Annotated in this window: 13 protein-coding genes; 12 read left to right on the top strand and 1 reads right to left on the bottom strand. The window is 70.3% G+C overall.

The features are described 5' to 3' along the window. The first annotated feature begins 5 nt into the window (after positions 1–5). Both M4D82_RS11935 and M4D82_RS11930 read left to right on the top strand, forming a co-directional pair. The gene (locus tag M4D82_RS11935; protein WP_249766030.1) at positions 6–2,627 is read left to right on the top strand and encodes a valine--tRNA ligase; all 2,622 of its coding nucleotides are present in this window, start codon (positions 6–8) and stop codon (positions 2,625–2,627) included. A 154-nt stretch (positions 2,628–2,781) separates the two neighbouring features. Continuing rightward, positions 2,782–3,930, top strand: a complete 1,149-nt coding sequence (locus M4D82_RS11930) for a sensor histidine kinase (RefSeq protein ID WP_249766029.1) — start codon at positions 2,782–2,784, stop codon at positions 3,928–3,930. A 12-nt stretch (positions 3,931–3,942) separates the two neighbouring features. Here M4D82_RS11930 and M4D82_RS11925 read toward each other — a convergent pair whose 3' ends face one another. Continuing rightward, positions 3,943–4,992 carry a rod shape-determining protein gene (locus M4D82_RS11925; RefSeq protein ID WP_249766028.1) on the bottom strand — a complete coding sequence of 350 codons (1,050 nt, stop codon included), beginning with the start codon at positions 4,990–4,992 and terminating at the stop codon, positions 3,943–3,945. 116 nt (positions 4,993–5,108) lie between these two features. Between M4D82_RS11925 and folC the strand changes: the two genes are divergently transcribed. From folC to M4D82_RS11875, 10 genes are all read left to right on the top strand, one after another. After that, complete coding sequence (gene folC / locus M4D82_RS11920) at positions 5,109–6,647, top strand: bifunctional tetrahydrofolate synthase/dihydrofolate synthase (protein ID WP_249766027.1); 1,539 nt, start codon at positions 5,109–5,111, stop codon at positions 6,645–6,647. Between the two features lie 7 nt (positions 6,648–6,654). After that, the gene (locus tag M4D82_RS11915; RefSeq protein ID WP_249766026.1) at positions 6,655–7,014 is read left to right on the top strand and encodes a DUF4233 domain-containing protein; all 360 of its coding nucleotides are present in this window, start codon (positions 6,655–6,657) and stop codon (positions 7,012–7,014) included. A 63-nt stretch (positions 7,015–7,077) separates the two neighbouring features. Beyond that, the gene (ndk, locus tag M4D82_RS11910) at positions 7,078–7,488 is read left to right on the top strand and encodes a nucleoside-diphosphate kinase (RefSeq protein WP_249766025.1); all 411 of its coding nucleotides are present in this window, start codon (positions 7,078–7,080) and stop codon (positions 7,486–7,488) included. A gap of 317 nt (positions 7,489–7,805) precedes the next feature. Further along, entirely contained in the window at positions 7,806–8,825 is a 1,020-nt protein-coding gene (locus tag M4D82_RS11905) for a rod shape-determining protein (protein ID WP_008738981.1), read from the top strand. A gap of 167 nt (positions 8,826–8,992) precedes the next feature. Further along, entirely contained in the window at positions 8,993–9,940 is a 948-nt protein-coding gene (gene mreC / locus M4D82_RS11900; protein ID WP_249766024.1) for a rod shape-determining protein MreC, read from the top strand. Between the two features lie 12 nt (positions 9,941–9,952). Continuing rightward, entirely contained in the window at positions 9,953–10,648 is a 696-nt protein-coding gene (gene mreD / locus M4D82_RS11895) for a rod shape-determining protein MreD (RefSeq protein WP_249766023.1), read from the top strand. A 16-nt stretch (positions 10,649–10,664) separates the two neighbouring features. Further along, positions 10,665–12,827, top strand: coding sequence for a penicillin-binding protein 2 (mrdA, locus tag M4D82_RS11890; RefSeq protein ID WP_249766022.1), 2,163 nt, complete (start codon positions 10,665–10,667; stop codon positions 12,825–12,827). 9 nt (positions 12,828–12,836) lie between these two features. After that, on the top strand, positions 12,837–14,036 hold the full coding sequence (gene rodA, locus M4D82_RS11885) for a rod shape-determining protein RodA (RefSeq protein ID WP_249771715.1): 1,200 nt from the start codon (positions 12,837–12,839) through the stop codon (positions 14,034–14,036). Positions 14,037–14,111: 75 nt separating this feature from the next. After that, the gene (locus tag M4D82_RS11880) at positions 14,112–15,635 is read left to right on the top strand and encodes a CYTH and CHAD domain-containing protein (RefSeq protein WP_249766021.1); all 1,524 of its coding nucleotides are present in this window, start codon (positions 14,112–14,114) and stop codon (positions 15,633–15,635) included. Between the two features lie 73 nt (positions 15,636–15,708). Continuing rightward, positions 15,709–17,634 (top strand): TIGR03960 family B12-binding radical SAM protein, encoded by a 1,926-nt coding sequence (locus M4D82_RS11875; RefSeq protein WP_249766020.1) that lies wholly within the window; start codon positions 15,709–15,711, stop codon positions 17,632–17,634. Positions 17,635–17,715: the final 81 nt, after the last annotated feature.

Raw genomic sequence — 17,715 nt, 5'->3', positions numbered from 1 at the left:
GCTCCGTGACCGAGAACACGCAGACACCCAGTGCCCCCAACTCCGAACTGCCGACCCAGTACGCGCCGGCCGAGGTAGAGGGGAAGCTCTACGAGCGCTGGGTAGAGCGTGGGTACTTCACGGCCGACCCCGCGAGCGAGAAGCCCCCGTACACGATCGTCATCCCGCCGCCGAACGTCACCGGCTCCCTCCACCTGGGGCACGCCTTCCAGCACACGCTGATGGACGCCCTGACCCGCCGCAAGCGCATGCAGGGCTACGAGTCCCTGTGGCTGCCCGGCATGGACCACGCCGGCATCGCCACCCAGAACAAGGTCGAGCAGCAGCTCGCCGAGGAGGGCAAGTCCCGCCACGACCTGGGCCGCGAGGAGTTCGTCGAGCGCGTCTGGCAGTGGAAGGAAGAGTACGGCGGCAAGATCCTCGGCCAGATGCGGCGCCTCGGTGACGGCGTCGACTGGAGCCGTGAGCGCTTCACCATGGACGAGGGCCTGTCCAAGGCCGTCCAGACGATCTTCAAGAAGCTCTACGACGACGAGCTGATCTACCGCGCCGAGCGCATCATCAACTGGTGCCCCCGCTGTCTGACGGCCATCTCGGACATCGAGGTGGAGTACCAGGAGGACGCGGGAGAGCTCGTCTCCATCACGTACGGCGAGGGCGAGGACACCCTCGTCGTCGCCACCACCCGCGCCGAGACGATGCTCGGTGACACGGCCATCGCCGTCCACCCGGACGACGAGCGCTACAGGCACCTGGTCGGCAAGCTCATCAAGCTGCCGCTGACCGACCGGTCCATCCCGGTCGTCGCGGACACGCACGTCGACCCCGAGTTCGGCACCGGCTGCGTCAAGGTGACGCCCGCCCACGACCCGAACGACTTCGCCATCGGGCAGCGCCACAACCTGCCCAACATGACGATCATGGACGAGCACGGTGTCATCACCGTCCACGGCCCCTTCCTCGGCCTCGACCGCTTCGAGGCCCGCAGCGCGGTCGTCTCCGCCCTGCGCCAGCAGGGTCGCATCGTCGCCGAGAAGCGCCCGTACCTGCACTCCGTCGGGCACTGCTCGCGGTGCGGCACCACCGTCGAGCCGCGCCTGTCGCTCCAGTGGTGGGTCAAGGTCGAGACCCTCGCCAAGGCCGCCGGTGACGCGGTCCGCGACGGCCGGGTCGCGATCCACCCGCAGGAGATGGAGAAGCGCTACTTCGACTGGGTCGACAACCTCAACGACTGGTGCATCTCGCGCCAGCTCTGGTGGGGCCACCGCATCCCGGTCTGGTACGGCCCGGACGGCGAGGTCGTCTGCGTCGGACCGGACGACGAGGTGCCGACGGGCGAGGGCTGGACCCAGGACACGGACGTCCTGGACACCTGGTTCTCCTCCGGCCTGTGGCCGTTCTCCACGCTCGGCTGGCCGGAGAAGACCCCGGACCTGGAGAAGTTCTACTCCACCGACGTCCTGGTCACCGGCCACGACATCATCTTCTTCTGGGTCGCCCGGATGATGATGTTCGGCCTGTACGCCATGGACGGCGAGGTCCCGTTCAAGACGATCGCGCTCACCGGCCTGGTCCGCGACGAGCGCGGCAAGAAGATGTCGAAGTCCTTCGGCAACGTCGTCGACCCGCTGGACTGGATGGACAAGTACGGCTCCGACGCCGTCCGTTTCACCCTGGCCAAGGGCGCCAACCCCGGCACCGACGTCCCGATCGGCGAGGACTGGGTCCAGGCCTCCCGCAACTTCGCCAACAAGATCTGGAACGCCACGCGCTTCGCGCTGATGAACGGCGCCACCATCGAGGGCGAGCTGCCGGCCCCCGAGGAGATGTCGGCGACCGACCGCTGGATCCTCTCGCGCCTGAACAAGACGGTCGCGCAGGTGGACGCGTACTACGAGGACTTCCAGTTCTCGAAGCTCAGCGAGGCCCTGTACCACTTCGCGTGGGACGAGGTCTTCGACTGGTACGTCGAGCTGTCGAAGACGACCTTCTTCGCGGGCGGCGAGGGGGCCCGGGTCTCCGGGCGCGTCCTCGGCGAGGTCCTGGACACCACCCTGCGCCTTCTGCACCCGGTGGTCCCCTTCGTCACCGAGACCCTGTGGACCACCCTGACCGGCGGTGAGTCCCTCGTGGTCGCCGACTGGCCCAAGGACAGCGGTTTCCGCGACGAGGCCGCCGAGGCCGAGATCGAGAACCTCCAGGCCGTCGTCACCGAGGTCCGTCGCTTCCGCGCCGACCAGGGTCTGCAGCCGGGCCAGAAGGTCCCGGCCCGCCTGGACCTGGCGGGCACGGCGCTGGTCGCGCACGAGGGCGCCATCCGCCAGTTGCTGCGCCTGCAGCCGGAGGGCGACGCGTTCAACGCGACCGCCACCCTGCCGGTCGGGGGTGCCACCGTCGCGCTGGACCTGTCCGGCACGATCGACGTGGCCGCCGAGCGCAAGCGCCTCTCCAAGGACCTCGGCGCCGCCGAGAAGGAGAAGCAGCAGGCCGAGGCGAAGCTCGGGAACGAGGCCTTCCTCGCCAAGGCCCCCGACAACGTCGTGGACAAGATCAAGGGCCGGCTCGCCAAGGCCGAGGCCGACATCGCCCGCATCCAGGCCCAGCTGGACTCGCTGCCCGCCGCCTGACCCGTGGTGTGAAGGCCCCCGTACCGTCGCGCGCCGACGGTACGGGGGCCTTTCCCGTGCCTGCCGTGCCTCCCGTGCCTCCCGTGCCGCATATCACTTCATATGTCCGACCCTGTGACTCGATCCGGGGCCGGGACCACGGATGATGGGTGGCATGCACGTCAAGCCCGTCCTGTCGGCGTACCACCGGGCGGTGGCCGCCGGCCGCCGGATGGCCGAGGGCTGGGCCGGCTCGCCCCGGGCGCAGGACGTCCTCGCGGCGCTGAGCTGCCTGGCCCTGATGGCCCTGGACCTGCCCGGCCTCGCCGCCGCCGACAACTCGCTCGACGGCTGGACGGCCGCCCTGGTGCTGACGGCCGGCTGTGCGACCCTGCTGCTGCGCCGCCGGATGCCGTGGGCGGCGTTCCTCACGGCCCTGCTGTTCATCGGATGGCTGCACGAGCTGACGCTGGTCCAGTTCGCGCTGTACTCCGTCGGCCGCTACCGGGGCCGGCGGGCCGCGATCCTCGCCACCCTCGGCTACGTCGCCTTCGCGCTGGCCGTCTTCAGCGTGCCGGGCTGGCCCGAGCCGAAGTCGCAGAGCCTCAGCGCCTTCCTCAGCCTGGTCGTGCCGATCGGGGTCCTCGCCTCCGCCGTCGGGATCGCCGCCTGCCGGCACGACCTGGTGCGCGAGCTGGAGGCCCGCCGGGCCGAGGCCGCGGTGCGCGGGGCGGTGGAGCAGGAACGGACCTCGGTCGCCCGCGACGTCCACGACTTCGTCGGGCGGGAGCTGACGCTGCTGACGGTGCGCTCCGAGGTGTTGTCGGTACGGGCGCGCGAGACGGCGTACGCGAAGGACTTCGAGGAGTTGGCCGACACGGCGCGGCGGGCCCATCTGGTGTTGAACGAGATCATCGTGCAGCGCGGCGAGCGGGCCGCGACCCCGGGTGTGGAGGGGCTGGCGGCGCTGGCGGAGGAGAGCGGTCGGGCCGGCTCGCCCGTCCGGTTGGTCATGGACCCCGAGGCGCACGGGCTGTCGCCGCTGCGGCAGGCGGCGGTCTACCGCGTGGTGCAGGAGTGCCTGACGAACGCGGCCAAGCACGCGCACGGGGAGACCATCGACGTGTCGATCTGCGCCGAGGGGCCCCGGCTGCGGATCGCCGTCAGCAACGCCCTGCCGGTGCGGGCGCCGGCCCTGGCCCCCGTCTCGGCGGGGTCGGGGACGGCGAGCATGTCCGAGCGCGTCCGCAGCCTGGGCGGCACGCTGACGGCGACGCGCACGGAGGACGCGTACGTGGTCATCGCCGTGGTGCCGCGGGCCTGAGGGCCGAAGGCCTCAGACCCGGCCGGGTGCCAACAGGCTCGTGAGGGAGTCGAACTCCTCCACGCAGCGACCCGAGCCGAGGGCCACACAGTCCAGCGGGGCGTCCGCCACGAAGACCGGGATGCCGGTGGCGGAGGCGATGCGCAGGTCCAGGCCGGGCAGGAGCGCGCCGCCGCCGGTCAAGACGATGCCGTGCTCCATCACGTCGCCGGACAGCTCCGGCGGGCACTCCTCCAGGGTGGCGCGGACCGCGGCGATGATCGCCTCGATGGGCTCGTCGAGGGCGGCCCGTACGTCGGTCGCGGTCAGCTCCAGGGTCTTCGGCATGCCGCCGACCTTCTCGCGGCCCCGCACGGTGAAGGTACGGGTCTCCCACTCCGGCCGGTCGGGTACGGGCCAGGCCGAGCCGATGCCGATCTTGACGTCTTCGGCGGTGCGCTCGCCGATGAGCAGCGCGTGTTCCTTGCGCACCCAGTCGATGATCGCGGCGTCGAGGCGGTCGCCGCCGACGCGCAGCGACTGCGAGGTGACGATGCCGCCGAGCGAGATGACGGCCACCTCGGAGGTGCCGCCGCCGATGTCCACCACCATCGAGCCGCGCGGTTCGGCCACCGGCAGCCCGGCGCCGATCGCCGCCGCCATGGGCTCCTCGATCAGGTGCACCGTCTTGGCCCCGGCCCGGGTGGAGGCGTGGATGATGGCCCGCCGCTCGACGGGGGTCACCCCGGACGGTACGCAGATCACCATGCGGGTGCGGGGCCGCCGGCCGGGCACGGCCTTGCGGACGAAGTGCCGGATCATCTCCTCGGCCGCCTCGTAGTCGCAGATCACCCCGTCTTTGAGGGGCCGGATGGCGGTGATGGAGCCGGGGGTGCGGCCGATGGTCTCCTTGGCCTCGGTCCCGACGGCGAGGGCGGTGGTGGTGCCGGCCTTGACCGCCACCACGGACGGCTCATTGAGGACGATCCCGTGCCCCCGGGCGTAGACGAGGGTGTTCGCGGTCCCCAGATCCATGCCTATGTCACGGCTGGAAGCGGACTTCTCGGTGCTGGCCTGCGGCATTCGTTCCCCTCTCTCCTGCCGCAAGGCTTGCATAACGATCAGGTCGCGCCGGGCGCCGAACGTCCCGAAACGCCCGGGTCGAAAGTCCCCGGGGCCCCGGTCCGTAGACTGGGTGCGTGAGTGAGCAGCAGCCCGAGAGCCACGACCGCGACGACGTCGACCACCTCGACGACACCTTCGACGAGTTCGACCAGATAGTGGCGGAGGAATCCACGCGCGATCCCGACCTGGCGGTGATCGAGGCCGGCAGCCGCACCCTGCGCGCCCAGGCCGGACCGCCCACGGGCGACCCGGTTCCCGCGCGCCCCGAGGACCCGGAAGTGGCGAAGGCGCTGCTGGAGGTGGAGCAGGAGCTTTCGACCCGCTGGGGCGAGACGAAGCTCGAACCCTCCGTCACCCGGATCGCCGCGCTGATGGACGTCCTGGGCGAGCCGCAGCGCGCGTACCCCACCATCCACGTCACCGGCACCAACGGCAAGACCAGCACCGCCCGCATGATCGAGGCCCTGCTGAACGCCTTCGACCTGCGCACCGGCCGCTACACGAGCCCGCACGTGCAGTCGATCACCGAGCGGATCAGCCTGGACGGGCTGCCGATCGACGCCGAGCGCTTCATCGAGACGTACCACGACGTCAAGCCGTACGTGGAGATGGTCGACGCGGCCGAGGAGTACCGGCTGTCGTTCTTCGAGGTGCTGACGGGCATGGCCTACGCGGCCTTCGCGGACGCCCCCGTGGACGTGGCCGTGATCGAGGTCGGCATGGGCGGCAGCTGGGACGCGACGAACGTGATCGACGCCTCCGTCGCGGTGATCACCCCCATCAGCCTCGACCACACGGACCGGCTCGGCTCCACGCCCGGCGAGATCGCCCAGGAGAAGGGCGGCATCATCAAGCAGGACGCCACCGTGATCCTGGCGCAGCAGCCGGTGGACGCGGCGCAGGTGCTGCTGAAGAAGGCCGTCGAGGTGGACGCGACGGTGGCCCGCGAGGGCATGGAGTTCGGCGTCGTCTCCCGCGAGGTGGCGGTCGGCGGCCAGATGCTGACCCTGCGCGGGATGGGCGGCGAGTACGAGGGCATCTTCCTGCCGCTGTACGGCGCCCACATGGCGCACAACGCGGCGGTGGCGCTCGCCGCCGTCGAGGCCTTCTTCGGCGTCGGCGCGGAGCACGCGCGCGAGCTGGACGTGGAGACGGTGCGCCGGGCCTTCGCCTCGGTGACCTCGCCGGGCCGCATGGAGGTCGTGCGCCGCAGCCCGACCGTGGTCCTGGACGCCGCGCACAACCCGGCGGGCGCGCGGGTGACGGCGGACGCGGTGACCGAGTCCTTCGGCTTCAGCCGGCTGATCGGCGTGGTGGCGGCGAGTGAGGGCAAGGACGTCAAGGGTGTCCTGGAGGCCTTCGAGCCGATCTTCGCGGAGGTCGTCGTGACGGAGAACTCCAGCCACCGCGCGATGTCGGCGGACGAGCTGGCGGCCGTCGCGGTGGAGGTCTTCGGCCCGGACCGGGTGCAGGTGGAACCGCGCCTGGACGACGCGCTGGAGGCGGCGATCACCCTGGCGGAGGAAGAGGCCGAATACGGAGGGGCCGGGGTCCTGGTGACCGGTTCCGTGATCACGGTGGGCGAGGCCCGCCTGCTGTTCAAGAGGGGCTGAGGGATCGATGCGCACGCTCTGCGCGAGCACGCTGATCGGTGAATTCTTCGTCATCGGTTTCGCGGGCCTGGTGGCCATGAAGAACCCGGACCTGACGCAGGCCCAGGTCTGGACGGTCTGCGGTGTGACCATGCTGCTGTCGGTGCTGCTGTGCGGGATGCTGTCGCGTCCGGGCGCGGTGCAGCTGGGCTGGGCCCTGCAGATCGGTCTGATCGCCAGTGGCTTCGTGGTGCCCACCATGTTCTTCCTGGGCGCGGTCTTCGCGGCCCTGTGGTGGTGTTCGGTGCACTACGGCCGCCGGATCGACACGATCAAGGCCCGCTGGGCGGCGTCGCAGGCGGAAACCGGTGCTCCTGACGCTGCGTGACGGGGTCCTCGTTCGGCCCTGTAGATTCGCCCTACCGCACCCGTATGCCGCAAGGAGTGTCACATGACCCAGCGCACGCTCGTCCTGCTCAAGCCCGACGCCGTCCGTCGCGGCCTGATCGGCGAGATCATCGGCCGTATCGAGCGGAAGGCCGGCTGGACCATTCCCGCGCTGGAGCTGCGGACGCTGGACCAGGAGACCCTGGAGACGCACTACGGCGAGCACAAGGGCAAGCCCTTCTACGAGCCCCTCATGGGCTTCATGTCGAGCGGTCCGATCGTCGCCCTGGTGGTCGAAGGGGAACGCGTGATCGAGGGTGTCCGTCAGCTCGCCGGACCCACCGACCCGATCGCCGCCGCGCCCGGTTCCATCCGGGGTGACTTCGGCACCATCACCCGGGAGAACCTGATCCACGCCTCGGATTCCGAGGAGTCCGCGGAGCGCGAGCTGAAGCTCTTCTTCCCCGCGCTCTGACCGCGCCGCGCGACTGTCCGAGTGCTCTTTACTGACACGACATCAGCCAAATAGCGCTCTCGACCTGGGGCGACCGAAGTAATTTCGGTCGCCCTTCGGTATTGGGGCCGCCGACCGGGAACGCAAGGACAGGACACGACGTCACCACTCAGGGGGCGGGTTTCCGTTCCGGCGGGATTGCCGGAGTCCCGTCGCGCGGTGTTCACACTCGCGGCACTACGATGGGGCCTCCACCCACACACCCACCTCGCCGACCTGACAGCAGCCGCTATCAACTGGAAGGCCAGACGCTCCTCATGGGGAACAAGGGGAACAACATGTCGTTCATCGGCCGTGACATGGCGATCGACCTCGGGACCGCCAACACGCTGGTGTACGTGAGGGGCCGGGGAATCGTCCTGAACGAGCCGTCCGTGGTCGCCATCAACACGAACACCGGTGGAATTCTCGCGGTCGGCTCCGAGGCGAAGAAGATGATCGGCCGGACGCCCGGCAACATCGTCGCCGTACGACCCCTCAAGGACGGCGTGATCGCCGACTTCGAGATCACCGAGCGCATGCTCCGGTACTTCATCCTCAAGATCCACAAGCGGCGTTACCTGGCCCGTCCGCGGGTCGTGGTCTGCGTGCCCTCCGGCATCACGGGAGTGGAGCGCCGTGCCGTCATCGAGGCGTCCACGCAGGCCGGCGCCCGGCAGGTGCACATCATCGAAGAGCCCATGGCCGCCGCCATCGGCTCGGGCCTGCCCGTCCACGAGGCCACCGGCAACATGGTCGTGGACATCGGCGGCGGCACCACCGAGGTCGCCGTCATCTCCCTCGGCGGAATCGTCACGGCGCAGTCCATCCGGGTCGCCGGCGACGAGCTGGACAACGCGATCATCCAGCACATCAAGAAGGAGTACTCGCTCCTCCTCGGCGAGCGCACCGCCGAGCAGATCAAGATCACGATCGGGTCGGCGTACGACCTCGACAAGGACGAGCACACCGAGATCCGCGGCCGCGACCTCGTCTCCGGCCTGCCGAAGACCGTCGTCATCTCGGCCGCCGAGGTGCGCAAGGCCATCGAGGAGCCGGTCAACGCCATCGTCGACGCCGTCAAGACCACCCTCGACAAGTGCCCGCCGGAACTCTCCGGCGACATCATGGACCGCGGCATCGTCCTCACCGGCGGCGGCGCCCTGCTGCGCGGGCTGGACGAGCGGCTGCGCCGCGAGACGGGCATGCCGATCCACATCGCGGAAGACCCCCTCGACTCCGTGGCCCTCGGCTCCGGCAAGTGCGTCGAGGAGTTCGAAGCCCTCCAGCAGGTCCTGGACGCCCAACCCCGACGGTGAGCGAAACCCCACGAACGGGGCATGCGGAACACAAGGATCCGCCGTACGGGTGCTACCGCGCCGGTGCGGCGGATCGTTGATATACAGGCACAGTCCGGTCGGAACCCCGGCTCCGTCGGAGTGGTTTCACCGTACGAGTTTCTACGAGGAAGGCACGGCCGCCGCACGTGAGGGACACACGAGAGAGCCGGCTGCTCCTGGTGCTGCTGATCGCCATCGCGTTCGCATTGATCACGGTGGACATCAGGGCGGGCGAGGAGTCGCCGGTGGACGGCGCCCGGCAGGCCGCCGCGGCGGTCTTCGGCCCCGTCGAGAAGGGCGTCGCGACGGCCGTGGACCCGGTCGCCCACGCCATAGGAGCCGTACGGGACTCCGGCGGGCGCCACAGCCGCATCGCGGTCCTGGAGCGCGAGAACACCGCACTGAAGACCAAGCTCGGCAGCGACGACCAGACCCGCAGCCGCATCCACGAGCTCGACGAGATGCTCAAGCGCGCCGGCGCCGGCCAGTACGGCATCAAGGGCGCGGAGGTCATCGCCATAGGAGCGGCCCAGGGCTTCTCCTGGACCGTCACCATCGACGCGGGCAGCAAGGACGGCATCGAGCGGGACATGACCGTCCTGAACGGGGACGGGCTCGTGGGCCGCGTCGCCACCGTCGGCCCCGACACCGCGACCGTGGTCCTCGCCAACGACCCCGGCTTCACCGTCGGCACCCGCCTGGAGAAGACCGGCGAACTCGGCTTCGCCACCGGCCAGGGCGACCGCGCCCTGTCCGTGCAGATGCTCAACGGCCGCGCGAAGATCAACCCGGGCGACCGGCTCGTCACCTTCGGCTCGCGCGGCAACAAGCCCTTCGTGCCCGGCGTTCCGATCGGAGAGATCGTCAAGATCGAACCCGTGCGCGGCGATCTGACCCGCACCGTCTGGGTCCGCCCCTTCGTCGGCTTCTCCCGCCTGGACATCGTCGGCGTGGTGGTCATGCCCCCGCGCGAGGACCCGCGCGACGCCGTCCTGCCACCCAAGCCCGAAGCGCCCAAGCCGATCCCGACGGTCACCGTCACGGTCACCCCGTCGGCTTCGGCCAGTGCGCCCGCCCAGCCGGACGACGAGTAGGAGCCGACGACCATGCGCTTCAACCGGATCCTGCTCTCGGCCACGCTGGTCGTGGTCGCCCTGGTCATCCAGGTCGCGGTCCTCGGGCGGCTCCAGCTCCCGGGCGCCGTCCCCGACCTCGTCCTGCTGACCGTCGTCGCCCTCGCCCTGGTCTACGGGCACCTCGGCGGCGCCCTCATCGGCTTCGGCGCCGGCCTCCTCGCGGACCTGGCCCCGCCCGCCGACCACGCCGCCGGGCGGTACGCGCTCGTCCTGTGCCTGATCGGCTACCTCGTCGGCCTGGTCCGCCCCGACTCCGGGCGGTTCCGTTCCGCCTGGGGCCCGATGCTGACCGTCGTCGCCGCCGCGATCGGCTCCACCCTCCTCTACGCCGGCGTGGGCGCCCTCGTCGGCGACACCGCCGCCCGACACGTGGGCCTGACCGGGCTGCTGTTCACCGCCACCCTCTACGACCTGCTGCTGGCCCCGTTCACGGTGCCGTTCATCATGGCGCTGGCCCGGCGGGCCGAGAACGACCCGATGGCCGTCGAGGCGGGCGGCGGACCGCCCCAGGGCAAGGACGTGTCCTCCGGCTGGCTCGCCGGCGGCACGGGACTGCGCATCGGCAGCCAGCGCGGCGGCCTGCGCATGAAGACCAGCCGGCTGCGCGCCAACCGTGCCGGTCGCATAAAGGGCGTCAAAGGCGTGAAGAGCGTCAAGAAGCTGTGACGGGGGAGCACGACGCATGACCAACATTCCCGAGACCGGCCGCACCCCCCGGGTGCAGATCCGACTCGCCATCATCCAGATCCTCGTCTTCTCCCTGCTGTTCACCCTCGGCGGACGGCTCTGGTACCTCCAGATCCGCAACGGCCACGAATACGCCGACGAGGCCCGGAGCAACCACGTCCAGCGGGTGGTGCAGCCCGCCGTGCGCGGCGCCGTCCTCGACGCCCGCGGCGTCCCGCTCGCCGACAACGAGACCCGCCTCGTGGTCTCCGCGTCCCGCACCGAGCTGATGCGGATAAAGGACCGGGGCAAGGCCGTCCTGACCCGCCTCGCCGGAGTCCTGGACATGAAGCCGCAGGACGTCATGGACAAGATCCGCCTCTGCGACTCGCAGACCCCCAAACCGTGCTGGAACGGCTCCCCCTACCAGCCGATCCCCGTCACCATGGAAGCCACCACCCAACAGGCCCTCCAGATCCGCGAACGCCCCGAGGACTTCCCCGGCATCACCGCCGAACCCACCGCCGTACGCCGCTACCCGGCACCCGGCGGCGCCCGCACCGCGCAGGTGCTCGGCTACCTCTCGCCCGTCACCGACGACGAGATCCAGAAGGCCAAGGACACCGACTCGCCGCACCTGCGCTCCGACCAGGTCGGCCGCTCCGGCATCGAGCGCACGTACGACAAGGAGTTGCGCGGCAAGGCGCAGGTCACCTCGTACGAAGTCGACAACCTCGGACGGGTGATGGACCAGACGAAGTCCGACCCGGGCGTCGCCGGATCCTCGCTCGTCACCAGCATCGACGCCCGGGTCCAGGCCGTCGCCGAGTACGAGCTCCAGCAGGCGATGAAGACCGTCCGCAACGAGACCGACAACATCACCGGCCGCAAGTACGAGGCCGACTCCGGCGCCGTCGTCGTCATGGAGACCAAGACCGGCCGCGTCGTCGCCATGGCCTCCCAGCCCGACTACGACCCAAACGTCTGGGTCGGCGGCATCTCCGGCCAGGACTACGCCCGTCTCACCAGCAAGGACTCCAACTACCCGCTGCTCAACCGGGCCATCCAGGGCCAGGCCCCCGCGGGCTCCATCTTCAAGGTGGTCTCGGCGAGCGCCGCCGTGCGCGCCGGCTACCCCTTCGACGACAAGTACAACTGCAGCGCCTCCTACAACATGGGCGGCCGCAGCTTCGCGAACTTCGAGTCCAAGGGGCACGGCCCCATCACCCTCGGCGAGGCCCTCAAGTTCTCCTGCAACACCGTCTTCTACGCCCTCGGCCACAAGGAGTGGCAGCGCGACGGCGGCCTCGAACCCAAGAAGGACGCCCACGACTGGTTCTACCGCACCGCCCGCGAGTTCGGACTCGGCTCCGAGACCGGCATCGACCTGCCCAACGAGGTCACCGGCCGCATCCCCGACCGCCACTGGAAGCAGAGCTTCTGGGACGCCAACAAGGCCTCCTGGTGCAAGCAGGGCAAGAAGGGCGGCACCTACGTCGAGCAGATCGCCTACGAGAGCTGCCTCGAAGGCAACCAGCTCAAGGCCTACGACAGCATCAACTTCGCCATCGGCCAGGGCGACGTCCTCGTCACCCCCATCCAAATGGCCACCGCCTACTCCGCCATCAGCAACGGCGGCACCCTTTACAACCCCACCGTCGGCAAGGCCGTGGTCAGCCCCGAGGGCAAGATCGAGGAGATCAAGCCCGAGGCCCACGGGAAGCTGCCGGTCGACGCCAAGACCGTCGCCGACCTCGACAAGGGCCTGCGCATGGTCGTCGAACCCGGCGGCACCGCCGCCTGGCGCTTCGGCGGCTGGCCGCTCGACCGGATCCCGCTGCGGGCCAAGACCGGCACCGCCCAGGTCTACGGCAAGCAGACCACCTCATGGCTGGCGACCTACACCGACGACTTCACCATCGTGATGACGATCTCCCAGGGCGGCACCGGCTCCGGCGCCTCGGGCCCCGCCGTCCGCAACATCTACAACGCGATGTACGGCCTCACCATGGACGGCAAGGACACCGGCAAGGCCCTCCTGCCCAAGCCGGAGGCGAAGCTGCCCACCGTCCACCCCGACGGCAGCATCGACGCCCCCGAGATCAAGCCGTACGTGCCCCCGTCCCCGGAGGAGCTGGCGCCCGTGCTCGCCGGCCCGCCGCCCCTGCGGCATGACTGAGACGTGATGATGCAGACCGCCAACAAGTTCTCCGTGTCCCGGTACGCGCCCCGCAAGGGCCCGCTCACCCGGCTGACGGCCCGCGACTCGGTCCTGCGCCGGCTCGACTGGTCGATACTGCTGTCGGCACTGGCACTGTCACTCATCGGCGCCCTGCTGGTGTGGTCCGCGACCCGCCACCGCGACTACCTCAACCAGGGCGACCCGCAGTACTTCCTCTGGCGCCACCTGCTCAACACCGGCATCGGCCTGGTCCTGATGATCGGGACGGTCCTCCTGGGCCACCGCAACCTGCGCGGCGCCGTCCCCGTCCTGTACGGGCTCTCGCTCGTGCTGGTCGCGGCCGTCCTCACCCCGCTCGGCGCCACCATCAACGGCGCCCACGCCTGGATCGTCGTCGGCGGTGGCTTCTCGCTCCAGCCCTCGGAGTTCGTGAAGGTCACGATCATCCTGGTGATGGCGATGCTGCTGGCGGCCCGGGTGGACGCGGGCGACCTGGAGCATCCCGAGCACCGGACCGTCGTCAAGGCGCTGTGTCTGGCCGCGGCCCCCATGGGCATCGTGATGCTGATGCCCGACCTCGGGTCGGTCATGGTGATGGTCGTGATCGTCCTCGGGGTGCTGCTGGCCTCCGGGGCCTCCAACCGCTGGGTGCTCGGGCTCATCGGCGCCGGGACGGCCGGCGCGCTCCTGGTCTGGCAGCTGGGCGTGCTCGACCAGTACCAGATCAACCGCTTCGCCGCCTTCGCCAACCCCGAGCTCGACCCCGCGGGCGCCGGCTACAACACCAACCAGGCGCGGATCGCGATCGGCGGCGGCGGCCTGACGGGCTCCGGCCTGTTCAAGGGCCCGCAGACCACCGGCCAGTTCGTGCCGGAGCAGCAGACGGACTTCGTGTTCACGGTGGCGGGGGAGGAGCTCGGCTTCGTCGGCGGCATCCTGATCCTCGGCCTGCTCGGGGTGGTGCTGTGGCGCGCCTGCATGATCGCCCGCGCCACCACCGAGCTGTACGGGACCATCGTGGCCGGCGGAATCATCGCCTGGTTCGCGTTCCAGGCCTTCGAGAACATCGGGATGAACCTGGGGATCATGCCGGTGGCCGGTCTGCCGCTGCCGTTCGTGTCCTACGGAGGTTCGTCGATGTTCGCGGTGTGGGTGGCGGTCGGACTGCTCCAGTCGATCCGGGTCCAGCGTCCGCTGTCCGCGTAGCTCTCCTCCGGTGGATCTCGGTCGAATCCGTTGTTCACCCTGACGTCGCGTTCCGTTCAGGATTAGATTCGATCCATGGCGGACACGCAGCGCGAAATCGAGCGGAAATTCGAGTTCACGAAGCCCAAGGCGGAGCGGCGCGGGGTGCCGGATCTGACGGGGACGGCCGGCATCGCGGCCGTCCTCGACCAGGGCACCGCCGACCTCGACGCCGTCTACTACGACACCCCCGACCACCGGCTCGCCGCCGACGGTCTCACCCTGCGCCGCCGCACCGGCGGCGCGGACGCCGGCTGGCACCTCAAACTCCCCGTCGCCCCCGGCGTGCGCGACGAGGTCCGGGCCGACCTCAGCGACACCGTGCCCGGTCCCCTCGCCGCCCTGGTCCGCTCCCGGGTCCGCCGCGCCGACCTGCGCCCCCAGGTCCGGCTGCTCTCCTCCCGCCGGATCAGCCACCTCCTCGACGCCGACGGCACGCTCCTGGCCGAACTCAGCACCGACGCCGTCACCGCCGAACGCGACGACACCACCGCCACCTGGACCGAGGTCGAGGTCGAACTCGCCGACGGAGTCGACCCCGGCCTCCTCGACGCCGTCGAGAAGGCCTTCAAGAAGGCCGGACTCAAGGTCTCCGACGCCCCCTCCAAACTCGCCCGCGCCCTCGCCGAGACCGGCACCGAACCCGCCCCCAGGCCCGCCGCCGACGCGGCCGAGGACGGCACCACCGGCGCCCACGTCCTGGCGTACGTGCGCGAACAGGTCGACGCCCTCATCGCCCAGGACCCCGCCGTACGCCGCGACCAACCCGACTCCGTGCACCGGATGCGGGTCGCCGCCCGCCGGCTGCGCAGCGCCTTCAAGACCTACCGCAAGGTCCTCGACCGCGAGGTCACCGACCCCATCGGCGAGGAACTGCGCCGGCTCGGCGGAGAACTCGGCGTCGACCGGGACCAGGAGGTCCTCCACGAGCACTTCGAGGCCGCGATCGCCGAGCTCCCCCGCACCCTCCTCGCCGGCCCGGTCCGAAAGCGCCTGCGCACCTGGAACAAGACCCGCCGCTCCGCCTCCCGCCGCCTCGCCCTCGCCGCCCTCGACAACCCCCGCCACCTGGCCCTCCTCGACAGCCTCGAAGGCCTGCTCGCCGACCCCCCGCTGCTGTCCGGCGCCGCGAAACCCGCCGCCAAGGGGCTGCCGAAAGCGATCCTGCGCGACTACGGCCGCCTCGCCGCCCGCGTCGACCACGCCCTTTCCCTGGACCCGGGGGAGGCGCGCGACCACGCCCTGCACGACGCCCGCAAGGCCGCCAAACGCGCCCGCTACGCGGCGGAGGCCGCCGAGCCCGCCCTCGGCACGTCCGCCGAGGAGCTCGCCAAGGCCATGAAGTCCGTCCAGAACCTGCTGGGCGAACACCAGGACAGCGTCGTCGCCCGCACCGCCCTGCGGGACCTGACCCACCAGGCCCACGGCGCCGGCGAACCCTCCTTCACCTGGGGCCTTCTCCACGGCCGCGAGGAAGCGCGCGCGGAACGCGGCGAGCGAGACCTCCCGGACGTCTGGGCCGAGGCGTCCGACCCCGCCCTGCGCGCCGCCCTCGGGTGATCATCGCGAGCGGGGGATCGGCCCGCCTCGGGTACTCTGGAGAGTCGCCCCCTGCCCGCTTCACGAAAGTCGCGTGATGTCCGAGTCGGTCTTCCCACAGCTCGAAGCTCTGCTCCCGCATGTGCAGAAGCCCATCCAGTACGTCGGTGGTGAGCTCAATTCCACGGTGAAGCCCTGGGAGTCGTGTGACGTCCGCTGGGCGCTCATGTACCCGGACGCGTACGAGGTCGGGCTGCCCAACCAGGGCGTCATGATCCTCTACGAGGTGCTCAACGAGCGCGAGGGCGTCCTCGCCGAGCGCACCTACTCGGTCTGGCCCGACCTCGAAGAACTGATGCGCGAGCACAAGGTGCCCCAGTTCACCGTCGACTCGCACCGACCCGTCGGCGCCTTCGACGTCTTCGGGCTCTCCTTCTCCACCGAGCTCGGCTACACCAACATGCTCACGGCCCTGGACCTCGCGGGCATCCCGCTGGAGTCCAAGGACCGTACGGTCGACCACCCCATCGTCCTCGCGGGCGGGCACGCGGCGTTCAACCCCGAGCCGATCGCCGACTTCATCGACTGCGCCGTCATCGGCGACGGCGAGCAGGCCGTCCTCGACATGACCGAGATCATCCGCGCCTGGAAGGCCGAAGGCCGTCCGGGCGGGCGCGAGGAGGTCCTGCTGCGCCTCGCGAAGACCGGCGGCGTGTACGTGCCGGGCTTCTACGACGTGGAGTACCTGGAGGACGGCCGCATCGGCCGTGTCGTGCCGAACCGCTCCGGCGTTCCGTGGCGCGTCTCCAAGCACACGGTCATGGACCTCGACGAGTGGCCCTACCCCAAGCAGCCCCTGGTCCCGCTCGCCGAGACCGTCCACGAGCGGATGTCCGTGGAGATCTTCCGCGGTTGCACCCGCGGCTGCCGTTTCTGCCAGGCCGGCATGATCACGCGCCCCGTGCGGGAGCGAAGCATCACCGGCATCGGCGAGATGGTCGAGAAGGGTCTCAAGGCGACGGGCTTCGAGGAGGTCGGCCTCCTGTCGCTGTCCTCGGCGGACCACTCCGAGATCGCGGACATCGCCAAGGGCCTCGCGGACCGCTACACGGACGACAAGGTGGGCCTGTCCCTGCCGTCGACCCGCGTGGACGCCTTCAACGTGGACCTGGCCAACGAGCTGACCCGCAACGGTCGCCGCTCCGGCCTGACCTTCGCCCCCGAGGGCGGCTCCGAGCGCATGCGCAAGGTCATCAACAAGATGGTCTCCGAAGAGGACCTGATCCGTACCGTCGCCACCGCGTACGGCAACGGCTGGCGCCAGGTGAAGCTGTACTTCATGTGCGGCCTGCCCACCGAGACCGACGAGGACGTCCTCCAGATCGGCGACATGGCCGTCAACGTCATCGCCAAGGGCCGCGAGGTCTCCGGCCAGAACGACATCCGCTGCACGGTCTCGATCGGTGGATTCGTCCCGAAGCCGCACACCCCCTTCCAGTGGGCGCCGCAGCTGTCGGCCGAGGAGACGGACGCCCGCCTGGGCAAGCTCCGCGACAAGATCCGCGCCGACAAGAAGTACGGCCGCTCCATCGGCTTCCGCTACCACGACGGCAAGCCGGGCATCGTCGAGGGCCTCCTCTCACGCGGTGACCGCCGCGTCGGCGACGTCATCCGCGCCGTCTACGAGTCGGGCGGCCGCTTCGACGGCTGGCGCGAGCACTTCTCGTACGACCGCTGGATGCAGGCCGCCGAGAAGACGCTGCCCGCCTACGGTGTCGACGTCGCCTGGTACACCACCCGCGAGCGCACCTACGAGGAGGTCCTCCCCTGGGACCACCTCGACTCCGGCCTCGACAAGGACTGGCTCTGGGAGGACTGGCAGGACGCCCTCGACGAGACCGAGGTCGAGGACTGCCGCTGGACCCCGTGCTTCGACTGTGGCGTGTGCCCGCAGATGCAGACCGAGATCCAGATCGGTCCGACGGGCAAGAAGCTGCTGCCCCTGTCGGTCGTGAAGTAGGTCGACGAGCCCCCCACCGCGCGCGGTCGGGGGGTTCGTTCGTTTCCGGATCGAGTCCGGGGCGGCGCAACGATGCGGCGG

The organism is Streptomyces sp. RerS4, assembly GCF_023515955.1.
Taxonomy (GTDB): domain Bacteria; phylum Actinomycetota; class Actinomycetes; order Streptomycetales; family Streptomycetaceae; genus Streptomyces.
The sequence above is the reverse complement of the archived record's forward strand: the minus strand, read 5'-3'. Positions and strand labels throughout refer to the sequence as shown.

Excerpts from the sequence above, each read along its gene's own strand:
- M4D82_RS11905 (WP_008738981.1), top strand. The coding sequence starts at position 7,806 with ATGTCGTTCATCGGCCGTGACATGGCGATCGACCTCGGGACCGCCAAC.
- M4D82_RS11925 (WP_249766028.1), bottom strand. The coding sequence starts at position 4,992 with ATGCCGCAGGCCAGCACCGAGAAGTCCGCTTCCAGCCGTGACATAGGC.
- M4D82_RS11915 (WP_249766026.1), top strand. The coding sequence starts at position 6,655 with ATGCGCACGCTCTGCGCGAGCACGCTGATCGGTGAATTCTTCGTCATC.
- M4D82_RS11880 (WP_249766021.1), top strand. The coding sequence starts at position 14,112 with ATGGCGGACACGCAGCGCGAAATCGAGCGGAAATTCGAGTTCACGAAG.
- ndk (WP_249766025.1), top strand. The coding sequence starts at position 7,078 with ATGACCCAGCGCACGCTCGTCCTGCTCAAGCCCGACGCCGTCCGTCGC.
- rodA (WP_249771715.1), top strand. The coding sequence starts at position 12,837 with ATGCAGACCGCCAACAAGTTCTCCGTGTCCCGGTACGCGCCCCGCAAG.
- mrdA (WP_249766022.1), top strand. The coding sequence starts at position 10,665 with ATGACCAACATTCCCGAGACCGGCCGCACCCCCCGGGTGCAGATCCGA.
- mreD (WP_249766023.1), top strand. The coding sequence starts at position 9,953 with ATGCGCTTCAACCGGATCCTGCTCTCGGCCACGCTGGTCGTGGTCGCC.
- M4D82_RS11930 (WP_249766029.1), top strand. The coding sequence starts at position 2,782 with ATGCACGTCAAGCCCGTCCTGTCGGCGTACCACCGGGCGGTGGCCGCC.